General features: G+C 70.4%; 16 protein-coding genes and 1 riboswitch. Of the genes, 8 read left to right on the forward strand and 8 right to left on the reverse strand.

All coding sequences use genetic code 11. The features are described 5' to 3' along the window. Window positions 1-29: 29 nt before the first annotated feature. Window positions 30-209, reverse strand: a complete 180-nt coding sequence (locus E4V01_RS02390) for a CbtB-domain containing protein (protein ID WP_060769116.1) — start codon at window positions 207-209, stop codon at window positions 30-32. 40 nt (window positions 210-249) lie between these two features. Then, window positions 250-451, reverse strand: a riboswitch (cobalamin riboswitch). A gap of 66 nt (window positions 452-517) precedes the next feature. Between E4V01_RS02390 and cobU the strand changes: the two genes are divergently transcribed. The 5 genes from cobU to E4V01_RS02415 all read left to right on the forward strand — a co-directional run bounded on the left by cobU (window position 518) and on the right by E4V01_RS02415 (window position 4,540). After that, window positions 518-1,051: a bifunctional adenosylcobinamide kinase/adenosylcobinamide-phosphate guanylyltransferase gene (gene cobU / locus E4V01_RS02395; RefSeq protein ID WP_193763131.1), complete on the forward strand. Its 534-nt coding sequence runs from the start codon at window positions 518-520 to the stop codon at window positions 1,049-1,051. Next, window positions 1,051-1,653 (forward strand): cob(I)yrinic acid a,c-diamide adenosyltransferase, encoded by a 603-nt coding sequence (cobO, locus tag E4V01_RS02400; RefSeq protein WP_135297270.1) that lies wholly within the window; start codon window positions 1,051-1,053, stop codon window positions 1,651-1,653. The genes cobU and cobO overlap by 1 nt, the downstream gene beginning before the upstream one ends. Before the next feature lie 230 nt (window positions 1,654-1,883). Continuing rightward, a complete protein-coding gene (locus E4V01_RS02405) occupies window positions 1,884-3,665 on the forward strand; it encodes a PAS domain-containing protein (RefSeq protein ID WP_135297271.1) in 1,782 nt (593 codons plus the stop codon). A gap of 57 nt (window positions 3,666-3,722) precedes the next feature. Further along, window positions 3,723-4,115 carry a response regulator gene (locus tag E4V01_RS02410; protein WP_135297272.1) on the forward strand — a complete coding sequence of 131 codons (393 nt, stop codon included), beginning with the start codon at window positions 3,723-3,725 and terminating at the stop codon, window positions 4,113-4,115. A 173-nt stretch (window positions 4,116-4,288) separates the two neighbouring features. Next, window positions 4,289-4,540, forward strand: coding sequence for a type II toxin-antitoxin system HigA family antitoxin (locus E4V01_RS02415; RefSeq protein ID WP_371688503.1), 252 nt, complete (start codon window positions 4,289-4,291; stop codon window positions 4,538-4,540). Between the two features lie 106 nt (window positions 4,541-4,646). Here the strand turns inward: E4V01_RS02415 and fae are convergent, their stop codons facing one another. Beyond that, window positions 4,647-5,186 (reverse strand): formaldehyde-activating enzyme, encoded by a 540-nt coding sequence (gene fae, locus E4V01_RS02420; protein ID WP_060772186.1) that lies wholly within the window; start codon window positions 5,184-5,186, stop codon window positions 4,647-4,649. Window positions 5,187-5,365: 179 nt separating this feature from the next. On the opposite strand from fae, the gene E4V01_RS02425 reads away from it, so the two are divergent. Next, entirely contained in the window at window positions 5,366-5,635 is a 270-nt protein-coding gene (locus E4V01_RS02425) for a hypothetical protein (RefSeq protein WP_135297273.1), read from the forward strand. A gap of 23 nt (window positions 5,636-5,658) precedes the next feature. Here the strand turns inward: E4V01_RS02425 and E4V01_RS02430 are convergent, their stop codons facing one another. After that, window positions 5,659-6,105, reverse strand: coding sequence for a hypothetical protein (locus tag E4V01_RS02430; RefSeq protein ID WP_135297274.1), 447 nt, complete (start codon window positions 6,103-6,105; stop codon window positions 5,659-5,661). 228 nt (window positions 6,106-6,333) lie between these two features. On the opposite strand from E4V01_RS02430, the gene E4V01_RS02435 reads away from it, so the two are divergent. Continuing rightward, the gene (locus E4V01_RS02435) at window positions 6,334-7,218 is read left to right on the forward strand and encodes an alpha/beta fold hydrolase (protein ID WP_135297275.1); all 885 of its coding nucleotides are present in this window, start codon (window positions 6,334-6,336) and stop codon (window positions 7,216-7,218) included. Between the two features lie 336 nt (window positions 7,219-7,554). Continuing rightward, entirely contained in the window at window positions 7,555-9,606 is a 2,052-nt protein-coding gene (locus tag E4V01_RS02440) for a methyl-accepting chemotaxis protein (protein WP_245517398.1), read from the forward strand. 35 nt (window positions 9,607-9,641) lie between these two features. On the opposite strand, the gene E4V01_RS02445 is transcribed toward E4V01_RS02440, so the two are convergent. From E4V01_RS02445 to E4V01_RS02465, 5 genes are all read right to left on the reverse strand, one after another. Beyond that, window positions 9,642-12,920 (reverse strand): PAS domain-containing protein, encoded by a 3,279-nt coding sequence (locus E4V01_RS02445; protein ID WP_135297277.1) that lies wholly within the window; start codon window positions 12,918-12,920, stop codon window positions 9,642-9,644. 87 nt (window positions 12,921-13,007) lie between these two features. Further along, window positions 13,008-15,098 carry a hypothetical protein gene (locus E4V01_RS02450; protein ID WP_135297278.1) on the reverse strand — a complete coding sequence of 697 codons (2,091 nt, stop codon included), beginning with the start codon at window positions 15,096-15,098 and terminating at the stop codon, window positions 13,008-13,010. Between the two features lie 88 nt (window positions 15,099-15,186). After that, window positions 15,187-18,033, reverse strand: a complete 2,847-nt coding sequence (locus E4V01_RS02455) for a DUF4159 domain-containing protein (protein ID WP_135297279.1) — start codon at window positions 18,031-18,033, stop codon at window positions 15,187-15,189. Between the two features lie 13 nt (window positions 18,034-18,046). Continuing rightward, window positions 18,047-18,961, reverse strand: a complete 915-nt coding sequence (locus tag E4V01_RS02460; protein ID WP_060769128.1) for a DUF58 domain-containing protein — start codon at window positions 18,959-18,961, stop codon at window positions 18,047-18,049. Between the two features lie 11 nt (window positions 18,962-18,972). Beyond that, window positions 18,973-19,983 carry a MoxR family ATPase gene (locus E4V01_RS02465; RefSeq protein WP_060769129.1) on the reverse strand — a complete coding sequence of 337 codons (1,011 nt, stop codon included), beginning with the start codon at window positions 19,981-19,983 and terminating at the stop codon, window positions 18,973-18,975. Window positions 19,984-20,051 lie beyond the last annotated feature (68 nt).

Raw genomic sequence — 20,051 nt, forward strand, 5'->3', positions numbered from 1 at the left:
GAGCTGCTTGAAGCCGCAGGATGCGCGGATCAGTGGCAGGGGAAGTTCTGCGCGTGGCGGAAATCGTGCGCCGCATTGTGCAGCACCGAGGCCGGGGCGAAGCCCGCCACGAAGACGAGACCGAGGCCGAGGAAGGCGGCGACGAGAAGCGCACGGGCGCCCTCGGCGGAACGGGTGGCGGCCTGGGTCTGAAGGGTCGCAGTCGTCATCGGGTCACGGGCTCCGGCCGCCCCACCGGCGGCGTTCGAGAACAAAACTTCGCCGGACGGCAGGTCTCCTGGCTCGCGGCTGGTATCGTGCCTGCCGCCTTCCCGGATCACCCGGTGGCTCGTGGCAGGAACTCGCCGCTTACAGTTGCGGGGGCAGCCGCGGAATCGGGGTTTTTGAACAACCCTCTCACCGCATTCCCTTTTCACCCCGTTTCCGGGGCACCGTCACCCGCCGCTTGTAACGCGGAGTCGGGGCGCATGCAAAGCGCCATTGCGTGAACGGACGCGCCCGGTGCAAACCGGCCGGCATGACGGAGGCTGCACCCGACCGGATGACCCTGGTGCTCGGCGGCGCGCGCTCGGGCAAGAGCGCCTATGCCGAGCGGCTGATCGAGGCCTGTCCCGCGCCCTGGCTCTACATCGCCACGGCGCAGGCCTGGGACGAGGAGATGCGCGTCCGCATCCACGAGCACCGGGCGCGGCGCTCCGGCTCCTGGCACACCCTCGACGTGCCGACGGCCCTGCCGGAGGCGGTGGCCGCCGCAGCCGGGCCGGTGCTGGTCGATTGCCTGACGCTCTGGCTCACCAACCTGCTGCTGGCCGAGGCCGATCTCGATGCGGCGACCGAGGCCCTGGCACGGGCCTGCGCCGCGGCGCCGGGCCCGCTGGTGCTCGTGGCCAACGAAGTCGGCCTCGGCATTGTGCCGGACAACGCGCTCGCCCGCCGCTTCCGCGATGCGGCCGGGCGGCTGCACCAGCGGCTCGCACGCGACGCCGACCGGGTCGTGCTCACCGTCGCCGGCCTGCCGCTGACGGTCAAACCCTTACGTGAGAATCCTTGATGACCGAAGACGATACCCGCCACCGCGAAAAGATGGCCAAGCGCAAGGCGGTGCAGGACGCCGAGGTCGCCTCGAAGAAGATCGAGAAGGGCCTGCTCATCGTCCATACCGGCCCCGGCAAGGGCAAGACCACGGCCGCCCTCGGCCTCGTGCTACGGATGCTCGGGCGCGGCCACCGGGTCGGCGTGGTGCAATTCATCAAGGGCGCCTGGGACACGGGCGAGGCCCGCGCGCTGAAAAGCTTCGGTGACCAGATCGTCTGGCAGGCGCTCGGCGAAGGCTTCACCTGGGAGACGCAGGACAAGGCCCGCGACATCGCCGCCTGCGCCAACGCCTGGGACACGGCCAAGACGCTGATGGCGGATTCCAGCATCCGCCTGCTCGTCCTCGACGAACTGAACATCGCCCTGCGCTACGACTACCTCGACCTTGAGGCGGTGCTCGCGGATCTGGCCGCCCGGCGCCCCGACCTCCACGTCGTGGTCACCGGCCGCAACGCCAAACCGGCGCTCATCGAGGCCGCCGACCTCGTCACCGAGATGGGCAGCGTGAAGCACCATTTTTCCGCAGGCGTGAAGGCGCAGGAGGGGATCGAGTTCTGAGTTTGCGCGTCGTCGCGCGATTCTGGATTCCAAACCCAATCTGATTGACGCGGCAAAGGGCTGCTCAGGGCGGAAAGCAGATGTTGATGTCATGACTGCGAGCGGACACGTCGCATTCATTGCATCGGAAGCGCACGAAACCAACATCGATCAATTGACCCGGCCGACGGCGTCCGCCTCATGGATCCATGACGCAAGTTTCTGAGCCGTGGATCGGCCGCGAATGTGGGATGCCCGCCTACATCCGTGACCATGACTGGAGCGCGACGCCGCTCGGCCCGGTCGGGCGGTGGACGGAGCGTTTCAAGCTCATGGTCGAGCAAGTGCTCGCCAGCCCGCTCATATCGGGCCTCACCTGCGGACCCGAGCGCATCCTCGTCTATAACGAGGCGGCCGCGCGGCTGTTCGGTGACCGACACCCCGGCGCACTCGGCCGCCCTCTGTCCGAAGCGTTCCCCGACACGTGGCCGGTCGTCGCCCCCCTCTACGAGCGTGTGTTCCTGGGGGAGAGCGTGCATGTGCCGGCTCAACCGTTCGACCTGGGCGGGAGCGAGGTGTTCGACACCTACCTGACGCCCATGCGGGACGAAGCCGGCGCGGTGATTGCAGCACACATGGTTGGCTTCGAGATCGGCGGCCGGTTGCGCACCGAGGCGGCGTTGCGGGTGAGCGAGGAGCGGCTCGCGCGTGCATTGGAGGCGGGCGATGTCGGCGTGTGGGAGATCGACCTCGCCACGCTGGACGCTTGGCGCTCACCGCAGCACGATCGCATCTTCGGGTACGAAGCACTCCTGCCCACGTGGACCTACGACACGTTCCTCAATCATATTACGCCGGAGGATCGGGACTCAGTCGACGCCGGCTTCCGAGACGCCATCGCCGCGGGCGGGCAGTGGAACTTCGAGTGTCGAATCCGGCGCGCGGACGGTCAACTCCGGTGGATTGGGGCGCAGGGTCGGATCGATGCCGGCGCGGGAAGACACCTCCGGCGCATGAAGGGGACGGTGCGCGACATCACGGAGCGCAAGAGTTCCGAGGCGGCTCTGCGCGAAAGCGAGGAACGGTTCCGCGGGCTCGTCGAGGGCTTCGGCCAGTTCAGCTGGGAGGCGCACCCAGACGGGTCCATCGTCGCCGACAGCCCAGGCTGGCGCGCCTTCACCGGCCAGCGGCTGGACAAGTGGCAAGGCTCCGGCTGGCTGGATGCGATCCATGTCGATGACCGGGCGGCGACCGAACAGAAGTGGCGCGCGGCGGTCGCCGCGGGGAGCGCGGTCGATGCCGAGTATCGCTTGTGGCACGCGTCCAGCGCGTCGTGGCGGTGGTCGAACGTTCGCGTTGTGCCGATCACGCGCCCCGACGGCACGATCCGTAAATGGGCGGGCGTCAACATCGACGTCAACGATCGGTGCATGCTGCAGGCACGCCTGGAGGTTCTGGTCAACGAGTTGCAGCACAGGGCGCGCAACCTGCTGGGTGTCGTCGCCGCGATCGCCGACAGGACGGTCAAGCGCGGCGGGTCGGTCGAAGCGTTCGAGGAACGGCTCCAGGCGCTCAGCCGGGCACAGGGCCTGCTCAGTCGAAGCGGCAGCGATACCGTCGAGGTCGGTGCGCTGGTGCGAGCGGAACTCGCTGCACACGTGGACGAGTCATCGGACCGGATCGAGGTCGGCGGGCCGCCGGTGCTCCTGACCGCGCGGCAGGTGCAGAACTTCGCGCTGGCCCTACACGAGCTAGCCACCAACGCCGTCAAATACGGCGCACTGAGAAACGATACCGGCCGTCTCGCCGTCACTTGGGATGTGACGCGGGATCAGCGCGGACGGCCTCGGTTGGTTTTAAGCTGGATCGAGACCGGTATCCGCGTCGATCCTGGGCAGACCACGCGTCGCGGCTACGGCACCGAGCTCATCCAGCAGGCCCTGCCCTACGCGCTCCAGGCGAACGTCGATTATGCGCTGGGCGAGAACGGTGTGCGCTGCCAGATCGACATGCCGATCACTTGCCCTGTGTAAGCGACAACACCCTTACGAGGATGGAGGATCGCGGATCGAGCGCTTCCAGAGCCTGCAATGCCCGACCTTGCCCAGCCCCTTGCCGGCCGCTTCATTCTGGTGGTCGAGGACGAGTATCTGATCGCCATGCACCTGAAGCGCTGGCTCGAGGAAGCCGGTGCGACCGTGATCGGACCTGTGCCGAGCGTGGATCGGGCGCTGGACCTGATCGAGAATGTCACACTCGATGCGGCGGTGCTGGATGTGAATCTCGGCGACGGGGATACGGTGTACCCGGTGGCCGAGACGCTGACGGGCATCGCTGTGCCGTACCTATTCGCCACGGGGGAAACGGAGCGGTCTCATGCGAACAGCCGTTGGGAGCAGCCATCTCTAGCGAAGCCCTTCTCGAAGGACGAGTTACTGCGCACACTGACCGGGCTAATGACATCCCCCCTACAATCCTCCTGAGGAGCTCTCCGTCGTTTGCACGGGGGGATGTGGTCCACGATCGGCGGAGGTCTTCATGGACTGCTATGGGGCGCAAACGGTCTCTCACAAAGCCATGCTGATTGGCTTTAGAATCCTAGGCGCCCGCCCAGGATATCCGCCCGATCCGCACGGATGCCGACCTGACCGAGGCCTTGCGGGAGATCGATCGGCTCTGGGGCGTCCCTGTGGGCACGCCGGAGGGCGACAAGCTCGATGTGCTGGCCCCGCTCGCGGAAGCCTATGAGCGGGCACAGCATCCGGTGCCGGAGAGCGATCCCACCGAACTCCTCCACTTCGCCATCGACGAGACGGGGCGCGCGCAGGCGGAGCTGGCCGAGCTTCTCGGCTCGCGTTCACGCGCGTCCGGGATCCTGAACCGCAAGCGACCGCTGAGCCTGGAGTAGATCGGGCGGATCGCCGAGGCGTGGAAACGACCGCTGGCCGCCTTGGCGAAGCCGTACCGGCTGGAGCGGGACGCGGCCTGAGTCGCGCCCCGCCACCAACACAGAATCAATACTCGATGATGTCTTCGAGCGCGTAGTGCTTCACCGTCTTGCGGTTGGCGATGAGCTCGTCGATCGTCGGCTCGCCCTTCATCGCGCGGGCGATGGCGAGCTTCGTCGCCTCGTAGTTGGTGCGGTAGAGATCCTTGCGGTCGAGGTTCTCGTCCGTGCCGCAGCGCTCGTCGAGCCAGATCGTGATGATCATGCACAGCTCGTCGAGGCCGTCCTTCGGCAGGATGCCCTCGATCACGCAATCGACGATGGCGTCGCCCGTGGCCGCCTGGACCACGCCGCCCAGAAGCTCGGCGTATTCGGCGGTGTGGATCGTGACCTTGGTGGTCATGATCGTGGAGGGGCGCACGAGCTGGTTGAGGTCGCGCACCACGAACATGCGGGTATGGCCCTGCACCTGCCCCAGCAGGCTCGCGAAACCGTGGCCCACGGGCCCGCGGGTGGAGCCGATCAGCACCTCCGGCATCGCGTCGGTGAACTGCCCTTCGGCCGCGAGCACGGTCGCCTCGCCGGTGCGGAACCAGATCTCGGACATGTCGGTCATCCCTTGCGTTGTCGTGTGGCGTCGCGCCCGGCGGGCGGTCGGCGCGCAGACATCATCCCCGGCCGTGCGCGTCAATCACCTTCGCCGAGCGGCCCGCCCGCGCCGCGCCCCTGGTCTGCGGCGGCGAAGCCCTCCATGTCAGGCTCGGCAAGGACCGAAAGGATCGATCGATGAGCGAGCCCGGCAAGGGCGATGGAATGCGCGATGGAATGGGCGATGGATCAGGCGGCGGGCCGATGGGCGAGCGCGGCTGGAGCTTGTCCGCCACGCCGGAGGGCGAAGGCGTACGCCTGGAACTGGCACTGCCCGATCTCGGCGGCCGTCCCGTCACCGCGATCCTCAGCCTCGACCGCGCCGAGGCGCGGGCCTTCGCCCGGGCGCTGCTCGCCGCGGCGGGTGATGCGACGGAGCGGACCTTCGTCGGTCCGCACGAAGCCTGAAGACGGGCCTGACCGCGCCCCGATCAGCGCTGGTTGCGCCGTCCGGGCAGCCGCGGCGCCACCGTGCCGCGCGGCTCCACCGGCACGTCGCAGGCATAGGCGAACTCGGTTTGCAGATCGCTGAACACGGTCTCGCCGGTGATCCTGCAATCCTCGCGCACGGTCTCGTCGAGATAGGTGCGTGCGGCCGTGCGGAAGCGCGCGGCCCGTGTCTCGGCCGGGGGACGCCCGTTGCCGACCTGGCCGACATCGCAGCCCGTCACCTCGCGCAGGGCGTTCGAGACCACCAGAACCCGGCGGCGCTGGCGGTTGTCGTAGATCTCGTAGGGCTCGTTACAGCCGATCGTGACGACCTGCGGCACCTGGGTGACGTAGGTCTGCGAGATGTAGCCGAAGCCGGTGCAGCCCGAGACGGCGAGGCTGCCGCCCAGCACGAGCGGGAGCGCGAGCCACCGAACCGTCGTCGCCATCTGCCGCCTCATACGGTGCCATCTTTCTCCCGCGACCGGCAGGAATGGACGCATTGAAACGGTCCAGCTTGCCCGGTCAAGCCGGCCCCGTTCCGGATCGGTCCGACGAGACCTCACGGCACGGACCTGTGACGGCTCGCTACGGAACGGACCGCCGGGGCCGCCGCGTTGCCGGCCGACGGCTTCGCGGCCGGCAACGCGGCACGACGGGAATAGGGACGGCCGAGCATGGTGGAGATCCGGCACGACACGGTGACGGGCAACGGCGTGCCGTTGCACGTCGCCCGGGCCGGAACCGGCAGCCCCCTGGTGCTGCTGCACGGCTGGCCGGAATTCTGGCTGACCTGGGAGCCGGTGATGGCCCGGCTCGCGGACCGCTTCAGCCTGATCGCGCCGGACCTTCGCGGCTTCGGCGCCAGCGAGAAGCCCGATCACGCTCCCTCGGACAAGGCCGGTCCGGAGGTCCACGCCGCCGACATCGTCGGCCTTCTCGATGCCCTCGGGCTCGCGCGCGTCGGGATCGTCGGGCACGATGTGGGCGCCTCCATCGGGCAAGCCCTCGGGCGGTCGCATCCCGACCGGCTCAGCGGCCTGTTCTTCTTCGATTGCCCCTATCCCGGCATCGGCCCGCGGCTGGCCCGGCCGGAGATGCTGGCCGAGATCTGGTACCAGTCCTTCCACCTCAAGCCGTTCGCGGCGGAGGTGGTCGGCGCCAGCCGCGAGAGCTGCCGCGCCTATATCGGCCATTTCCTGCGCCATTGGGCCGGCGGGAATCCGGCCGCCTTCGACGCGGTGCTCGACGCCTTCACCGACAACTTCCTCGTGCCGGGCAACCTGCAGGGCGGCTTCAACTGGTACCTGAGTCAGCAGGCGTCCCGGCTCGCCATGCTACGGGACGAGGCTCCGGCCCTACCGCCGATCCGCGTGCCGACCTGTATCCGCTGGGGCACGCAGGATCCGCTCTTCCCCTACGCCTGGACCGACCGGCTCGGGGAGACCTTCGCAAACCTCGACCTCGCCCCGTTCGAGGGCGCCGGACACTTCCCGCATCGGGAACGTCCCGAGGCGGCAGCGGCGGCGATCGCGAAGTTCTTCGTGGGGCTGGAGGCTTGAGGCGGGCGGCACCTTCGGGCGCGGGCGCATCGTCCCGATTGGCACGGCCGGACCAATTTTCGAAGGTTCGATGCCGGCGCGGCGTTCCCGGCGTACCGGGCCGTGAACAGGCCCGCGAGCGTCAGCCTTTCGCGAAAGACACGCACGACGTCGCCCATGGATTGACGCCCGATGGGCTCAAGCAAACAAAGCGGCAACGGGCTATACGCAGATCGACTCCCAATCAACCGATCGTTCACAAATATCATTGCGTAATCGCCGCCGACTTTGACGTGGCGAACATTTCGAAAAGCAATTGGGTGGCCGATGCGCGTCCGGAATCTTTTCGTTTCGTGCATGGCTACCGTCGGACTCGTGACGGCGGGTTCGAGTTCCTTCATCGCTTGGCAGGAATGGCAGCGCTGGTCGCAGGCCGACGCGGCACGTCAGCTCGTCGGGGTTCTGGGCGAGATCGCCCGCCTCAACGAGCGACTCGCCCTCGAACGCGGTTCCTACAATCAGCTCCTGCTCTCGGACAGCGCCGAGCAGGCGCCGATCCGGGCCTCGGCCGAAGCGAACCGCAAGGCGACCGAGGCCGTCACCGGTCGGATCACGGACGCCGTCGCGGCCATGCCCTCCGACAAGCGGGCCGTGCTCGAGCAAGCCCTGCAGCCGGCGATCCGCCAACTCGAGGGTGCGCGTGCGACGGCGGACAGCGAGATCGCCAAGCCGCTCAAGGAGCGCGACGAGCAGGCCGCGAAGAACTTCCAGAAGGCCGTCGTCGCCATCGTCGCGCTGAACGCGAAGACGCTGGGCACGATCGAGATCGACATCGCCCGGAAGAATCCGGAAATCGCGCGCGCGGTGCCGGTCGTCAGCCTCGCGATGGAGCTGCGCGACATCGGCGGCACCCGCTCGGTCTGGTTCAGTCAATACGCGGGAGCCAAGCAGCGCTTCTCTCCGGCCGTGATCGTCCAGATCCACGAGATGAACGGCCGGATCGAGCAGGCTTGGCAGCGGCTGCAGCGCAGCGTGATGCAGGTCCAGACGCAAGGCTCTCTGGTCGACGCCCTCACGATGGTGGAGCGCAGCTTCATCGCCGATCCGGGACAGGTGGTGGCAGCGATGTTCGCGGCCAGCCGGGACGGGACCGAGCCGCCGATGACCCTCACGGAATGGCGGCCCCACACCACCAAGATGCTCCAGTCGATCCTCGTCGTCAGGGACGCCGCCCTGCAATCGGCGCTGGCCACCGCCGACGAGACGATCGCCTCGGCGCTGCAGCGCCTCGCCGTGGCGGGTGCGACCCTGCTCCTCGTCATCCTGTGCACCTTCGGCATCGTGGTCCTCTTCACCCGCCGCGTCGTGCAGCCGCTGGCCTCGCTGGCGCGGACCATCACGCAGCTCGTGGAGGGCACACGGGACGTCGCGGTGCCCGGAACGGACCGCCGTGACGAGATCGGCGAAATCGCCCGCGCGGTGGATGTCCTGAAGGCGCACGGTGCCGAGGCGGAGCGGCTGAGAGGGGAGCGCGAGGGCCTGCGGCAATCCGCCGAGCTGGAGCGGCGCCAGAGCCTGGAGCGAACCGCGGACCAGTTCGGGAGTTCGGTCGGCGGCATCGTTGGCCAAGTCGCGACGGCGGCGGGCTCGTTCGAGGCGCAGGCCACGAATCTGGCCGGTACGGCCCGGGAGGCCGACCTGCGTTCGGCGGAGGCCGCACGGCTCGCCCGCTCGGCCTCGCAGAACATCGAGGCCGTGGCCGCGGCCGCGGAGGAGCTGTCCGCTTCGATCGATCAGATCCGCGAGCAGGCGCGGGGGTCGTCCGCGGCCGCCGCCGAGGCGGCTCAGGAAGCCTCCTCGACGGAAGCCAAGGTCGGCGATCTCGGCGCCGCCGCCGCGCGGATCAGCGAAGTGCTCGGCCTCATCCGCGGCGTGGCGGAGCAGACGAACCTGCTGGCGCTCAACGCCACGATCGAGGCCGCCCGTGCCGGCGCCGCCGGCAAGGGCTTCGCCGTCGTCGCCGCCGAGGTGAAGGCGCTGGCGGGTCAGTCGGCCCGGGCCACCGACGAGATCGCGGCGCATATCGGCTCGGTCCGCGTGGCCACGGAGCAGACGGTGCAGGCCATCGGCAACATCACGCAGGCGATCCGGCGCGCCACCGGCATGGCGGACGCGATCGCCCACGCCATCGACGAGCAATCGACGGCGTCCCAGGAGATTGCCCACAACATCTCGGCCGCCTCGCACGGCATGCGCTTGGCCACCGGCGAGATCGAATCCGTCATCGGCGCCTCCAGCGCCACGGGACGTGCGGCGGACATGGTGCTGCAGGACGCCATCGCGCTGAACGGGCAATCCATGCAGCTCCGCAGTTCCGTCCGGCACTTCGTCGGCTCGATCCGGGCCTGACGGGGCAGGACGGATGCGGCCGGGAAGCCCCGGCCTTATCCCCGCGCGATGATCTCGCGGATGCGCAGGCCCAGGGTCTCGACCACGAACGGCTTGGTCAGCACCGCCATGCCGGGCTCCAGATGGCCGTTGCCCACCGCCGCGTTCTCGGCATAGCCGGTGATGAACAGCACCTTGAGGTCGGGGCGCGAGAGACGGCCCGCATCGGCCATCTGGCGGCCGTTCATGCCGCCGGGGAGGCCGACATCGGAAATGAGCAGGTCGATGCGCACGTCCGATTGCAGCACCTTGAGGCCGCTGGCGCTGTCGGCGGCCTCGATCGCGTTGTAGCCGAGGTCTTCCAGCACCTCCGTCACCAGCATCCGCACGGTCGGTTCGTCATCGACCACGAGCACCGTCTCGCCGTGCTCGGCGCGCGGCGCATCGACCAGGGGGCCGAGCGGATCGAGCGCCTCCGCCTCGCCGTGGAAACGGGGCAGGTAGATGCAGACCGTCGTGCCCTGGCCGAGTTCGGAGTAGATCCGCACCTGCCCGCCCGTCTGCTTGGCGAAGCCGTAGATCATCGAAAGGCCGAGACCCGTGCCCTGGCCGGTGGGCTTGGTCGTGAAGAACGGGTCGAACGCCTTGGCCCGCACGTCGGGGGTCATGCCGGTGCCGGTATCGGTCACGCACAGCGAGAGGTACTGGCCCGGCGGAACGTCGTGCTGGTGCGCGGCATGGGCGTCGAGCCACTTGTTGGCGGTCTCGATGGTGATGCGCCCGCCCTCGGGCATCGCGTCGCGGGCGTTGATGCAGAGGTTGAGCAGCGCGTTCTCGAGCTGCGGCGGATCGACGAGGGAGGGCCAGAGCCCGGCCGCCCCCACCACCTCGATGGTGATGGTGGGACCGACCGTGCGGCGGATCAGATCCTCCATCCCCATCACCAGCCGGTTCACGTCGGTGGGCCTCGGGTCCAGCGTCTGGCGGCGGGAGAAGGCGAGCAGGCGGTGGGTCAGCGCGGCGGCGCGCTTGGCCGCTCCTTGGGCGGCACCCATGTAGCGGTCGACATCCTTGAGCCGGCCTTGGGCAATGCGGGTCTGCATCAGTTCCAGGCTCCCCGAAATGCCGGCGAGCAGGTTGTTGAAGTCGTGGGCGAGGCCGCCGGTGAGCTGGCCCACCGCCTCCATCTTCTGCGACTGGCGCAGGGCCTCCTCGGCCTCGGCCAGGGCGCGGGCCTGCCCCTTGATCGCGGTGACGTCGCGCACCGAGGCGTAGATGAGCCCCTGGCGCGGCACGGTGTTCCAGGAGAACCAGCGGTAATCCCCGTCGCGGGTCCGGTAGCGGTTCTCGAAGCCGAGCTGCATCTCACCGCGGGCGAGGCCAGCGGCGGCCGCGAGCGTCACGTCCCGATCCTCGGGATGGACGAAATCGAGGAAGGGGACCGCCTTCAACTCGGCCTCGCTCCAGCCCAGCGTGGCGCTCCAGGCCGGGTTGAGGCTGACGAAGCGGCCCTCGAAATCGGCCACGGCCAGAAGGTCGCTCGACGCCTGCCAGATCTGGTCGCGCTCGGCGGTGCGGGCGGCGACCTGCTCCTCCAGGGTCTCGTTGAGCCGATGCAGGGCATCCTGGACCGCTCGCAGATCGGTGATGTCGGTGTTGGTGCCGAACCAGCGCACGACGGTGCCGGTCTCGTCGCGGATCGGCACGATGCGGGTCAGGAAGGGGCGGAACGTGCCGTCCCGGCCGCGCAGCGGGAAGGTCATCTCGAAGCGCTGGCCCGTGGCGATGGAGTGCTGCCAGCGCTCGGTCACGCCCGGCAGCGCGGCGGGATCGTGCACCGCCTTCCAGCCCCAGCCCTGCATGCTCTCGGCATCGGTGCCGGTGTAATCGTACCATCTGCGGTTGTACCAGTAGATATGGCCGTCGGCCCGGGCCATCCAGCACAGGGTCGGAATGTTGTCGGCCAGGGTCTCGAACTCCACCGCCTTCTCGCGCAGGAGCGCAGTGGCCCGGTCGCGCTCGGCCGCGACGGCGCGACGCTCCTCCACGTCGATGAGCACGCCGGGAAAGCTGAGCGGCGTGCCGTCGGGCGCGTGGTCGACCCGGCCGTTGGCCTCGATCCAGTAATAGCGCCCGTCGGCGCGGCGCACCCGGTACTGGTGGGCGTAGGCGCCGCCGCGGGCGATGGCCTCGCCGATCGCTTCCGCCAGCCCGGCCTTGTCGTCGGGATGGACCGTCTCGACCACCTGGGCGAGGCTCAAGCCCTCGCGGCCGAGCGCCGGATCGAGGCCGAAGGCGCGGGCGAAGGCCTCGTCCACGGTGAAGCGGTCGGTGGGCAGATCCCAGAACCACGTGCCGACGATCGCGCCGGCCGAGAGCGCGAGCTGGACCCGCTCGGCGTTGACGCGGGCGAGCGCCTCGCTCTCCCGCAGGCGCCGCTCGACCTCGATCCGCTGGGTCACGTCGAGTTCGGCCACCACGCCGCCGACGATGGCGCCCGATCCGTCGCGGATCGGCGCGGCGTTGTTGAGGAACAGCCGCCGCCCGCCGCCGTCGAAGCGCTCGATCTCGATGAGTTCGCTGCGGACGGTCTCGCCGTGCAGCAGGGCGCGGGCCATGCCCCATTCCTCGGCGCGCAGGCGCTCGCCCGTCTCCGGCCAGTAGCCGACCCAAGCGCCGTAGCTTTCCCAGTTCGCGGTCAGCGGCGGCACGCCCCAGATCTCGCGGTTGGCGGCGTTGTCGTGCACGATCCGCCCGTCGGCGTCGGCGATGATCACGCCGACCGGCAGCCCCTCCAGGGTCGCGGCCAGGAGGGACTCGCTGCGGCGCAGGGCCGCCTCGCTCTCCCGCTGCAGCGCTTCCGTGCGGATGCGCTTCGTCGTCTCGTTGGTGAAGATGAACAGGCCGGCGATGCGGCCCTCCCCGTCGAGCACCCGCGAGTAGGAGAAGCTCCACCACGTCTGTGCCTCGCCCCGGTCGGTGGCGAGCGTCCAGGGCAGATCCTCGAAGCGGCGGCTCTTGCCGGCGAAGGCGTCGTCGATGATCGGCTTGGCCTGATCCCAGCCATCGGCCCAGACCCGGTCGAAGCGCTCGCCCATGGCCCAGGCGAGGCGCGGCCCGAGCAACGGGAAGTAGGTGTCGTTGAAGAAGAAGTGCAGATCCGGGCCCCAGGCCAGGATCATGCTCTCGGGCGAGTTCAGCACGAGGCTGAGCGCCGTGCGCAGGGATTCCGGCCAGGTCTGCGGGGGCCCGAGGGGATGATCCGACCAGTCGCGCTCGGCGATCATGCGGGCGGCCGCGCCGCCGCCGGCCAGAAACGGGAGCAATTCGGTCATGTTCGGATCGGCTTACACAGGTTAAGCTCGTTCGGACAGGGCCGTTTCGAGACCGATGATCGTTGCCGGGCGAGCGTATCCGGGGCGCTACGCCGCGCGCCCGCGCCGCCCCTCGACCAGCCACATCGCCAGCACGGCGGCGGCAAGCGCCACCAAGGCCCACAGGCCGATGCCGAGGGGATAGACCTCGACGCCGCGGACCGTGGCGCTGTCGCTCGGGCGGAAGCCGATCCAGTCGGCGCCGCCCAGACGGCCGCCGCGGGTGATCTGGAGGCGGGGCACCTCGATGCCGCCGCCGGCCGCCGCGACCCGGCGCACCGTGCCGCCGGAGCCGTCCGCCACGCCCTTCAACCGATCGGTATCGCTGAACACGTCGGCGAGTTCGCGCGGGTTGGCCGGGCCGACGCTGACGAAGGCGACGAGGTTGCCCGAGCGGATGGTATGGAGCCCGAGCCCCTCCGCCTCGAAGGTCGCGGTGAACAGGCCGGTCTCGGCCTTCGACAGGTCGAGCTCACGCTCCTTGCCGGTCGGACCGGTGATCGTGACCGGGCCCGCCGCCTCGGCCATGGTCTGGCGCTCGACGCGGACCTCGCGGCCCCGGCCCGTGGTCTGGGCCCGCAGGGCCTCTTCTTCGAGGGCCGGCTCCTTCATCAGCCAGTGGGCGAGGCGCCGCAGCAGATCGAGATAGGGGCCGCCCTGCTGGTAGCCGCGGGCCCAGAGCCAGGCCTGATCGGACAGCATCAGGGCAACGCGGCCCTTCTCCTCACGCGAGAGCGCCAGGAGCGGGAGGCCGTTGGCGCCCGACAGGATCGGCTGCACGCCGGGCCGTGTCTGCGCCGAGACGATGCGCAGCCAGTCGCCCCAGGCCGGCGGATTCGCCTCCGAGCCCGGCAGAGCCCGGGTGACGGGGTGGCGGTGGCCGGTCTCGGTGAGCGTCGCCTTGAACGGCTGCTCGACCACCTTCATCGAGGGATCGCCCGGCAGGATCGAGGCGAGCCGGGTGCGGGCAAGGCTCGCAGGGCCGGCGAATTCCGGCCCGGCGGCGATGAGCAGCGCACCGCCCTCGCGGACATAGCGGGCGATGTTGTCGAAATAGGCGGACGGCAGCACGCTCTGGTTGGCGTAGCGGTCGAAGATGATGAGGTCGAAATCCTTGATCTTCTGGACGAACAGCTCGCGGGTCGGGAAGGCGATCAGCGAGAGTTCGGAGATCGGGGTGCCGTCCTGCTTCTCCGGCGGCCTGAGGATCGTGAAGTGGACGAGATCGACGGAGGCGTCCGACTTCAGGAGGTTGCGCCAGGTGCGCTCGCCCTGATGCGGCTCGCCGGAAACGAGCAGCACCCGCAGTTTCTCACGGATGCCCTCGATCGGCAGCACCGCGCGGTTGTTCACCGTGGTCAGTTCGCCGGGCAGCGGCTCGACCTCGATCTCGACCACGTTCGGGCCGCCATGCTCGATATGCGTGGTGAGCGAGAACGGCACGCCGGTCGCGATGCTCTGCCGGTCGATCTCCTCGCCGTCGCGGCGCACGGTGACGGTCGCCGTGCCGGTGCCGCCGCGCTCCATCACCTCGCCGCGCAAGGTGACGTCCCGGCCGACGATGCCGAAGCGGGGCGCTTCCAGCATCTTGATCTGACGGTCGCGCTCGTCCGGCCGTCCCGTGACGAGAACGTGCAGCGGCGCCTTGAGCCCGAGCGCTTGGAGCGAGGCGGGGATGTCGTGCACCACGCCGTCGGTGAGCATCACCACGCCGGCGATCCGCTCCGGCGGGACATCGGCGAGCGCCTGGGTGAGCGCCGTGAACAGCTTGGTGCCGTCGTCGCCCTCCCCGCCCTGTGCATCGCCGACCTCGATGAAGCGGGGCTCGATGTTCGCGAGCGCACCGAAGCGCCGCTCCAGCTCGGCTTTCACCGCATCGGTCATGGCCGGGCGATCGCCCAAGCTTTGCGAGCCGGAGCGATCGACGACGATGGCCGCCACGTCCTTCACCGGGTCGCGGTCCTCGCGCACGAGCGAGGGGTTGGCGAGCGCGGCGATGACGAGGCCCAGCGCCACCGCCCGCAACAGGGCCGTGCGCCCGCGGGCGAGGACCGCGACGACGGCGAGGATCACGGCGAGCACGCCGAATCCGACGAGCACCGGCCAGGGGACGAGAGGCGTGAAGCTGAGGCTCAGCATCGGGCGGGGCCTTCAGGATGAAGCGCAAAAACCCCTCTCCCCGCAGCGGGGAGAGGGTTCGAGACGCGGCGTGGTCGCGCGGAAAAAATCACTGTCCCAACCGCTCCAGCAACGCCGGCACGTGGACCTGATCGGCCTTGTAGTTCCCGGTCAGGGTGTAGATCACGATGTTGATGCCGCCGCGGAACGCCATCTCGCGCTGGCGCTGGTCGCCGCCGGTGACGGGGTAGAGCGGCTCGCCGTTGCGGCCCACCGCCCAGGCGGCGGCGAGGTCGTTGCCGGTGATGATGAGCGGGGTGACGCCGTCGCCGGCCCGGGCCGGACGGCGCTCGCCGCCCTCGCCCGCGGGCGGAAGCGTCTCGACCCAGGTCTGGCCGGTACTGAGCCGGCCGGGGAAGGAATCCACGAGGTAGAACGCCTTGGTGAGCACGTGGTCGGCCGGCACCGGCTCCAGCTCCGGCACTTCGAGGGTGGCGAGCATCTTGCGGAGATACGCCGCCTCAGGGCTCGGCGGGCCGCCGGGGCGGGCGGGGCGGGCGGTCTGGGCATCGCGGGTGTCGAAGATCACCGTGCCGCCGTTGCGCATGAAGGCGTCGATCTTGCGGATCGCCGCCTCGCTCGGTTGCGGACGGCCGGCGACGATCGGCCAGTAGATCAGCGGGTAGAAGGCGAGTTCGTCCTTCTCCGGATTGAGGCCCGCGGGCTCGCCGGGTTCCAGGGCGGTGCGGGCGGCGAGCATCTGGCTCAGGCCCGACAGGCCCGCCCGGCTCGCCGTATCCGTCGCGGCGTCGCCCGTGACGACGAAGGCGAGGCGGGTGGCGAGCGCCGACTCGATGCCGTTCGGCCGGTTGGCCGGTGGCTCCTGTGCCCGCACCGGCAACGGGGTGCAGGCCAGCGCAAGGCCGAGCAGCGCCGGCAGAAGCAGGGCGGCCGGTGCGGCCTTTCCGTGTGACCCTCGACCGAAACTGCGAAAAAACCCGCCGAGCCAGAGGCCGGCCAGGGTATCGAGGGCCAGCAGCGCGAGGGCGAGGGTGAACAGGAACGCGCGCAGATCCAGTGTCTCGGCGCCCGCGAGCGAACCCGTGCGGGCACCCTTGAGGCCGGTGAGGTCGAGGGGCTGGAGCCGATCGCCGGGCGCCAGGGCGTTGACGGCGATGCCGCCCTCCGCCGTGCCGTAGAAGCCGGGCGGGTGTTCGAGGCCGGCGCGGTCGGCGAAATCGGCCGGCACCGCAGTCGCGCTCGCCGGCGGCGAACCGAGCGCACCGAAGCCGTCGAGGGTCAGGCGCGGCGCCAGCAGCGCCGCCTTCGCCTGACGCCCATCGCCCTCGCCGAGCTTGGCCGACGGGCCGGCGAGTCCGACGACCCGGCGCAGCATGTCCACGAACAGGCCCGACAGGGGCAGGTTCGACCATGTCGTGTCGGCGGTCACATGAAACAGCACCACGAGCCCCTGCCCCCGCTTCTGCGCCGTGACGATGGGCGTGCCGTCCTCAAGCGCCGCCCAGGTCTTGCCCGGCAGGTCGCCATCGGGCTCGGCGAGGATCTGGCGGCGCACGCCGATATCGGCCGGCGGGTTCAGGCCGGCGAAGGGGCTCTCGGGGGCAAACGCCGCAAGCGTGCGCGGCCGGTCCCAGGAGAGGGTGCCGCCGAGGGATCGCCCGCCCCGGCGCAGGCGCACCGGCACGAGCGGGTCGTTGCCGGCGGCGAGGCGGGGGCCGGCGAAGCGCAGCAGCAGCCCGCCCTCGTCCACGAACTGCTCCACCCGCGCCAGCGTCCGGTCGTCCAGCGCGCCGACATCGGCGAGCGCCAGAACCGAGACCTGATTGTCGAGCATCTGGCCGATGGATTCGGCCGTGCCCTGGCCGCCGCGGGGCTGCTGCACGTCGGCGAAGGGGTTGAGCGCCTTGGCGAGGTAGTAGGTCGGCGCGAGCAGCGGCTGGGCCTGATCGAGGGTGCCGCCGAAGACGAGGCCGACCCGGCGGCGCTTGCCGCGCTCGTCCATCAGCACCACGGCGCCGGCCGATCGCTCGCCCTCGATCTCGAGGCGGGCGATGGCGTTGCGCAGTTCCACCGGCAGGTCGAAGCTGACACGCGTCTCGCGTGCCTCCGGTTCCAGGGTGAAGCGGCTCTCGGCGAGCGGCAGGCCCTTCTGATCGAGCGCCCGCACCAGCCCCGCATCGCGGCCGTTTCCTTCGGCCCGCAGCACCTGCGCCGAGAGCTTTTCGCCCGGCTGCACGGGCGAGCCTTCGAGCGCCAGCGCCGGGGATCGCTCGGCCTTCAGCACGGTCACCGCGCTGCCGTGGCGGGTCGCCATCTCGCCGAGGGACGTGGCAAAATCGGCCTCGCCCACGCCGCGCACGCCGTCGCTGATCCAGACGATCGAGGCGCCCGGCACCCGCTCAAGGAAGGTGCCGATCGCGGGCAGGTGCGCCCCGCGGCCACCGAGATGCGGGCGCGGTGTGATCGCGCGCAGGCGCTCCAGCGCGGCGGCCGGGGCCTTCGCCTCGAACGGCGCGGGGGGCTCGGCGCTCGCCACCAGTGCCACCGGGCGCCCGTCGCGGGCGGCGGCCTCGATCTCGTCGGTCGCCGCGCGCAGGCGGTCGCGCCAATCGTGGGCGGCGGCGACACCGTTGTCGAGGATGAGGAGCAGCGGGTTGCGCCCCGAGGCGGCACCGATGCCGCCGGGATTCCAAACCGGCCCGGCCACCGCGAGGATCAGGCAGGCGGCGGCGAGGATGCGCAGGATCAGGAGCCAGGGCGGCGTGCGGGCCGGCGTCTCGCGCTTGGGCAGCAGGTCGGCCATCAGCGCCAGCGGCGGGAAGTGGATGCGGCGCGGGCGCGGCGGCGTGACCCGCAGCAGGATCCACAGGGCCGGCAGCGCGACGAGGGCGGCCAGCGCGAGGGGGGCGGCGAAGGTGAGCGGAATCCCGAACAATGCGCTTCGCCTTTCAGCCGAGGCCGCGCGCGGCGGCGACGAGCGTCAGCAGCCGCAGGGCCGCCTCGCTCGCCGGCCGGTCGGTCCGGTGGATCGTCAGCGTCCAGCCCCGCTGCCGGGCGATCTCGGACAGGCCGTCGCGATGGGCCGCGATGCGGGTGCGATAGGCCTCGCCCCAGGCGCCCGCCTCGCCGATGTCGAGGCTGAGGCCGCCCTCGGGATCGTGCAGCACCGCCTGGCCGGTGAAAGGGAAGGTCTCCTCCACCGGATCGGCCACCAGCACGAGATGGCCGTGGGTGCCGCGCGCCGAGATCGTCTGCACGGCGCTGCGCACCCGATCCAGCGGCGTGAGGAAATCGCTGATCAGCACCACTTCGTCGAACCGGCCGGGTGTGGCTGCCGGCGGCAGGTCCTGGGTCAGACCGGCCCGGTCGTTCACGAGCGCCTGGGCGAGCCGCTCCACGATGCCACGGGTCGCGCTGGAGCGGGTGAGCCCGAGCAGGCCGACGCGCTCGCCGCCCTCGACGAAGGTATCGGCCAGCGCCAACCCCAGCACCAGGGCCCGCTCGACCTTGGAGGTCTGGGCGAGGTCCGAGGCGAAGCCCATGGAGGCGGAGCGGTCGATCCAGATCCAGATGTTGTGGGCCGCCTCCCACTCGCGCTCGCGCACGTAGAGCCGGTCGTCGCGGGCGGAGCGGCGCCAGTCGACCCGCGCCGCGGCCTCGCCGGGCACGAAGGGGCGGAACTGCCAGAAGCTCTCGCCCGGCCCCGCGCGGCGGCGGCCATGCAGGCCGTGCGCCAGGGTGCCGGAGACGCGGCGCGATTCGAGCACGAGCCGCGGCATCACCTCGGCGAGCGCCAGGGCGCCACCGGTCTCGGGACCGCCGGGGCGGCGGCTCTCGGCCTCGACGAGCCGGGTGGAGGCCATCCGCGGCGGGCTCAGAGTTTCGCGGCGAGCTGGCCGATCAGGCCGGTCACCGTCTCGCCGTCGGCGCGCGCCGCGAAGGTCACCGCCATGCGGTGCTTGAGCACCGGCTCGGCCAAAGCCTTCACGTCGGCGACGGAGGGGGCGACCCGCCCCTCGATCAGCGCGCGGGCGCGCACGGCCAGCGTCAGCGCCTGACTGGCGCGGGGGCCCGGCCCCCAGAGCAGCTTCTTGCCAACCGACGGATCGCCGCCCTCGGGACGCGCCGAGCGCACGAGGTCGAGGATGGCGTCGACAACGGCATCGCCCACCGGCAGGCGCCGCACGAGGCGCTGGGCCGTGAGCAACTGCTCGGTGGTCATCACGGTCTTGGCCCGCGCGTCCTCGACGCCCGTCGTCTCGATCAGGATGCGGCGCTCGGCGGCGCGGTCGGGGTAGCCGACATCGATCTCCAAGAGGAAGCGGTCGAGCTGCGCCTCGGGCAGCGGGTAGGTGCCCTCCTGCTCGATCGGGTTCTGCGTCGCCAGCACGTGGAAGGGGCGCGGCAGGTCGTGGCGCTCGCCCGCCACCGAGACGAAATGCTCCTGCATCGCCTGGAGCAGCGCCGATTGCGTGCGCGGGCTGGCGCGGTTGATCTCGTCGGCCATCAGGAGCTGGGTGAAGACCGGGCCCTTGACGAAGCGGAACGAGCGGCGGCGCTCGGCATCCTCATCGAGGATCTCGGTGCCCAGGATGTCGGAGGGCATCAGGTCCGGCGTGAACTGCACGCGGCGGGCGTCGAGACCGAGCACGGTGCCCAGCGTCTCGACCAGCTTGGTCTTGGCCAGGCCCGGCAGGCCGACGAGGAGGCCGTGGCCGCCGGCCAGAATCGTGACCAGCGCCAAGTCGACGATCTTCTCCTGGCCGAAGATGACGCCGTGGATCGCCTCCCGCGCCTGCTCGATCGCGGCGAGGCAGGTCTCGGCGGTGGCGACGATCCCGTCGTCGAGGCTCGTCGTGCTGGCCGATCCGGCGCCCTGTGCCATGAAGTGAACCTTGCGATGGCCGGGCGCGGAGGCCCGGAAAGTGCGGAGTCTGGCGCCGAACGCGGGCC

Origin of the sequence: Methylorubrum sp. Q1 (assembly GCF_004683995.1) — a bacterium.
Taxonomy (GTDB): Bacteria; Pseudomonadota; Alphaproteobacteria; order Rhizobiales; family Beijerinckiaceae; genus Methylobacterium.

What these genes read in the sequence shown, in the direction of transcription:
- E4V01_RS02450 (WP_135297278.1), bottom strand. Translation starts at nt 15,098, where the DNA reads ATGCTGAGCCTCAGCTTCACGCCTCTCGTCCCCTGGCCGGTGCTCGTC.
- E4V01_RS02445 (WP_135297277.1), bottom strand. Translation starts at nt 12,920, where the DNA reads ATGACCGAATTGCTCCCGTTTCTGGCCGGCGGCGGCGCGGCCGCCCGC.
- E4V01_RS02405 (WP_135297271.1), top strand. Translation starts at nt 1,884, where the DNA reads ATGCCCGCCTACATCCGTGACCATGACTGGAGCGCGACGCCGCTCGGC.
- fae (WP_060772186.1), bottom strand. Translation starts at nt 5,186, where the DNA reads ATGTCCGAGATCTGGTTCCGCACCGGCGAGGCGACCGTGCTCGCGGCC.
- E4V01_RS02460 (WP_060769128.1), bottom strand. Translation starts at nt 18,961, where the DNA reads ATGGCCTCCACCCGGCTCGTCGAGGCCGAGAGCCGCCGCCCCGGCGGT.
- E4V01_RS02440 (WP_245517398.1), top strand. Translation starts at nt 7,555, where the DNA reads ATGGCTACCGTCGGACTCGTGACGGCGGGTTCGAGTTCCTTCATCGCT.
- cobU (WP_193763131.1), top strand. Translation starts at nt 518, where the DNA reads ATGACGGAGGCTGCACCCGACCGGATGACCCTGGTGCTCGGCGGCGCG.
- E4V01_RS02390 (WP_060769116.1), bottom strand. Translation starts at nt 209, where the DNA reads ATGACGACTGCGACCCTTCAGACCCAGGCCGCCACCCGTTCCGCCGAG.
- E4V01_RS02410 (WP_135297272.1), top strand. Translation starts at nt 3,723, where the DNA reads ATGCCCGACCTTGCCCAGCCCCTTGCCGGCCGCTTCATTCTGGTGGTC.
- E4V01_RS02435 (WP_135297275.1), top strand. Translation starts at nt 6,334, where the DNA reads ATGGTGGAGATCCGGCACGACACGGTGACGGGCAACGGCGTGCCGTTG.
- E4V01_RS02430 (WP_135297274.1), bottom strand. Translation starts at nt 6,105, where the DNA reads ATGGCGACGACGGTTCGGTGGCTCGCGCTCCCGCTCGTGCTGGGCGGC.
- cobO (WP_135297270.1), top strand. Translation starts at nt 1,051, where the DNA reads ATGACCGAAGACGATACCCGCCACCGCGAAAAGATGGCCAAGCGCAAG.
- E4V01_RS02465 (WP_060769129.1), bottom strand. Translation starts at nt 19,983, where the DNA reads ATGGCACAGGGCGCCGGATCGGCCAGCACGACGAGCCTCGACGACGGG.
- E4V01_RS02425 (WP_135297273.1), top strand. Translation starts at nt 5,366, where the DNA reads ATGAGCGAGCCCGGCAAGGGCGATGGAATGCGCGATGGAATGGGCGAT.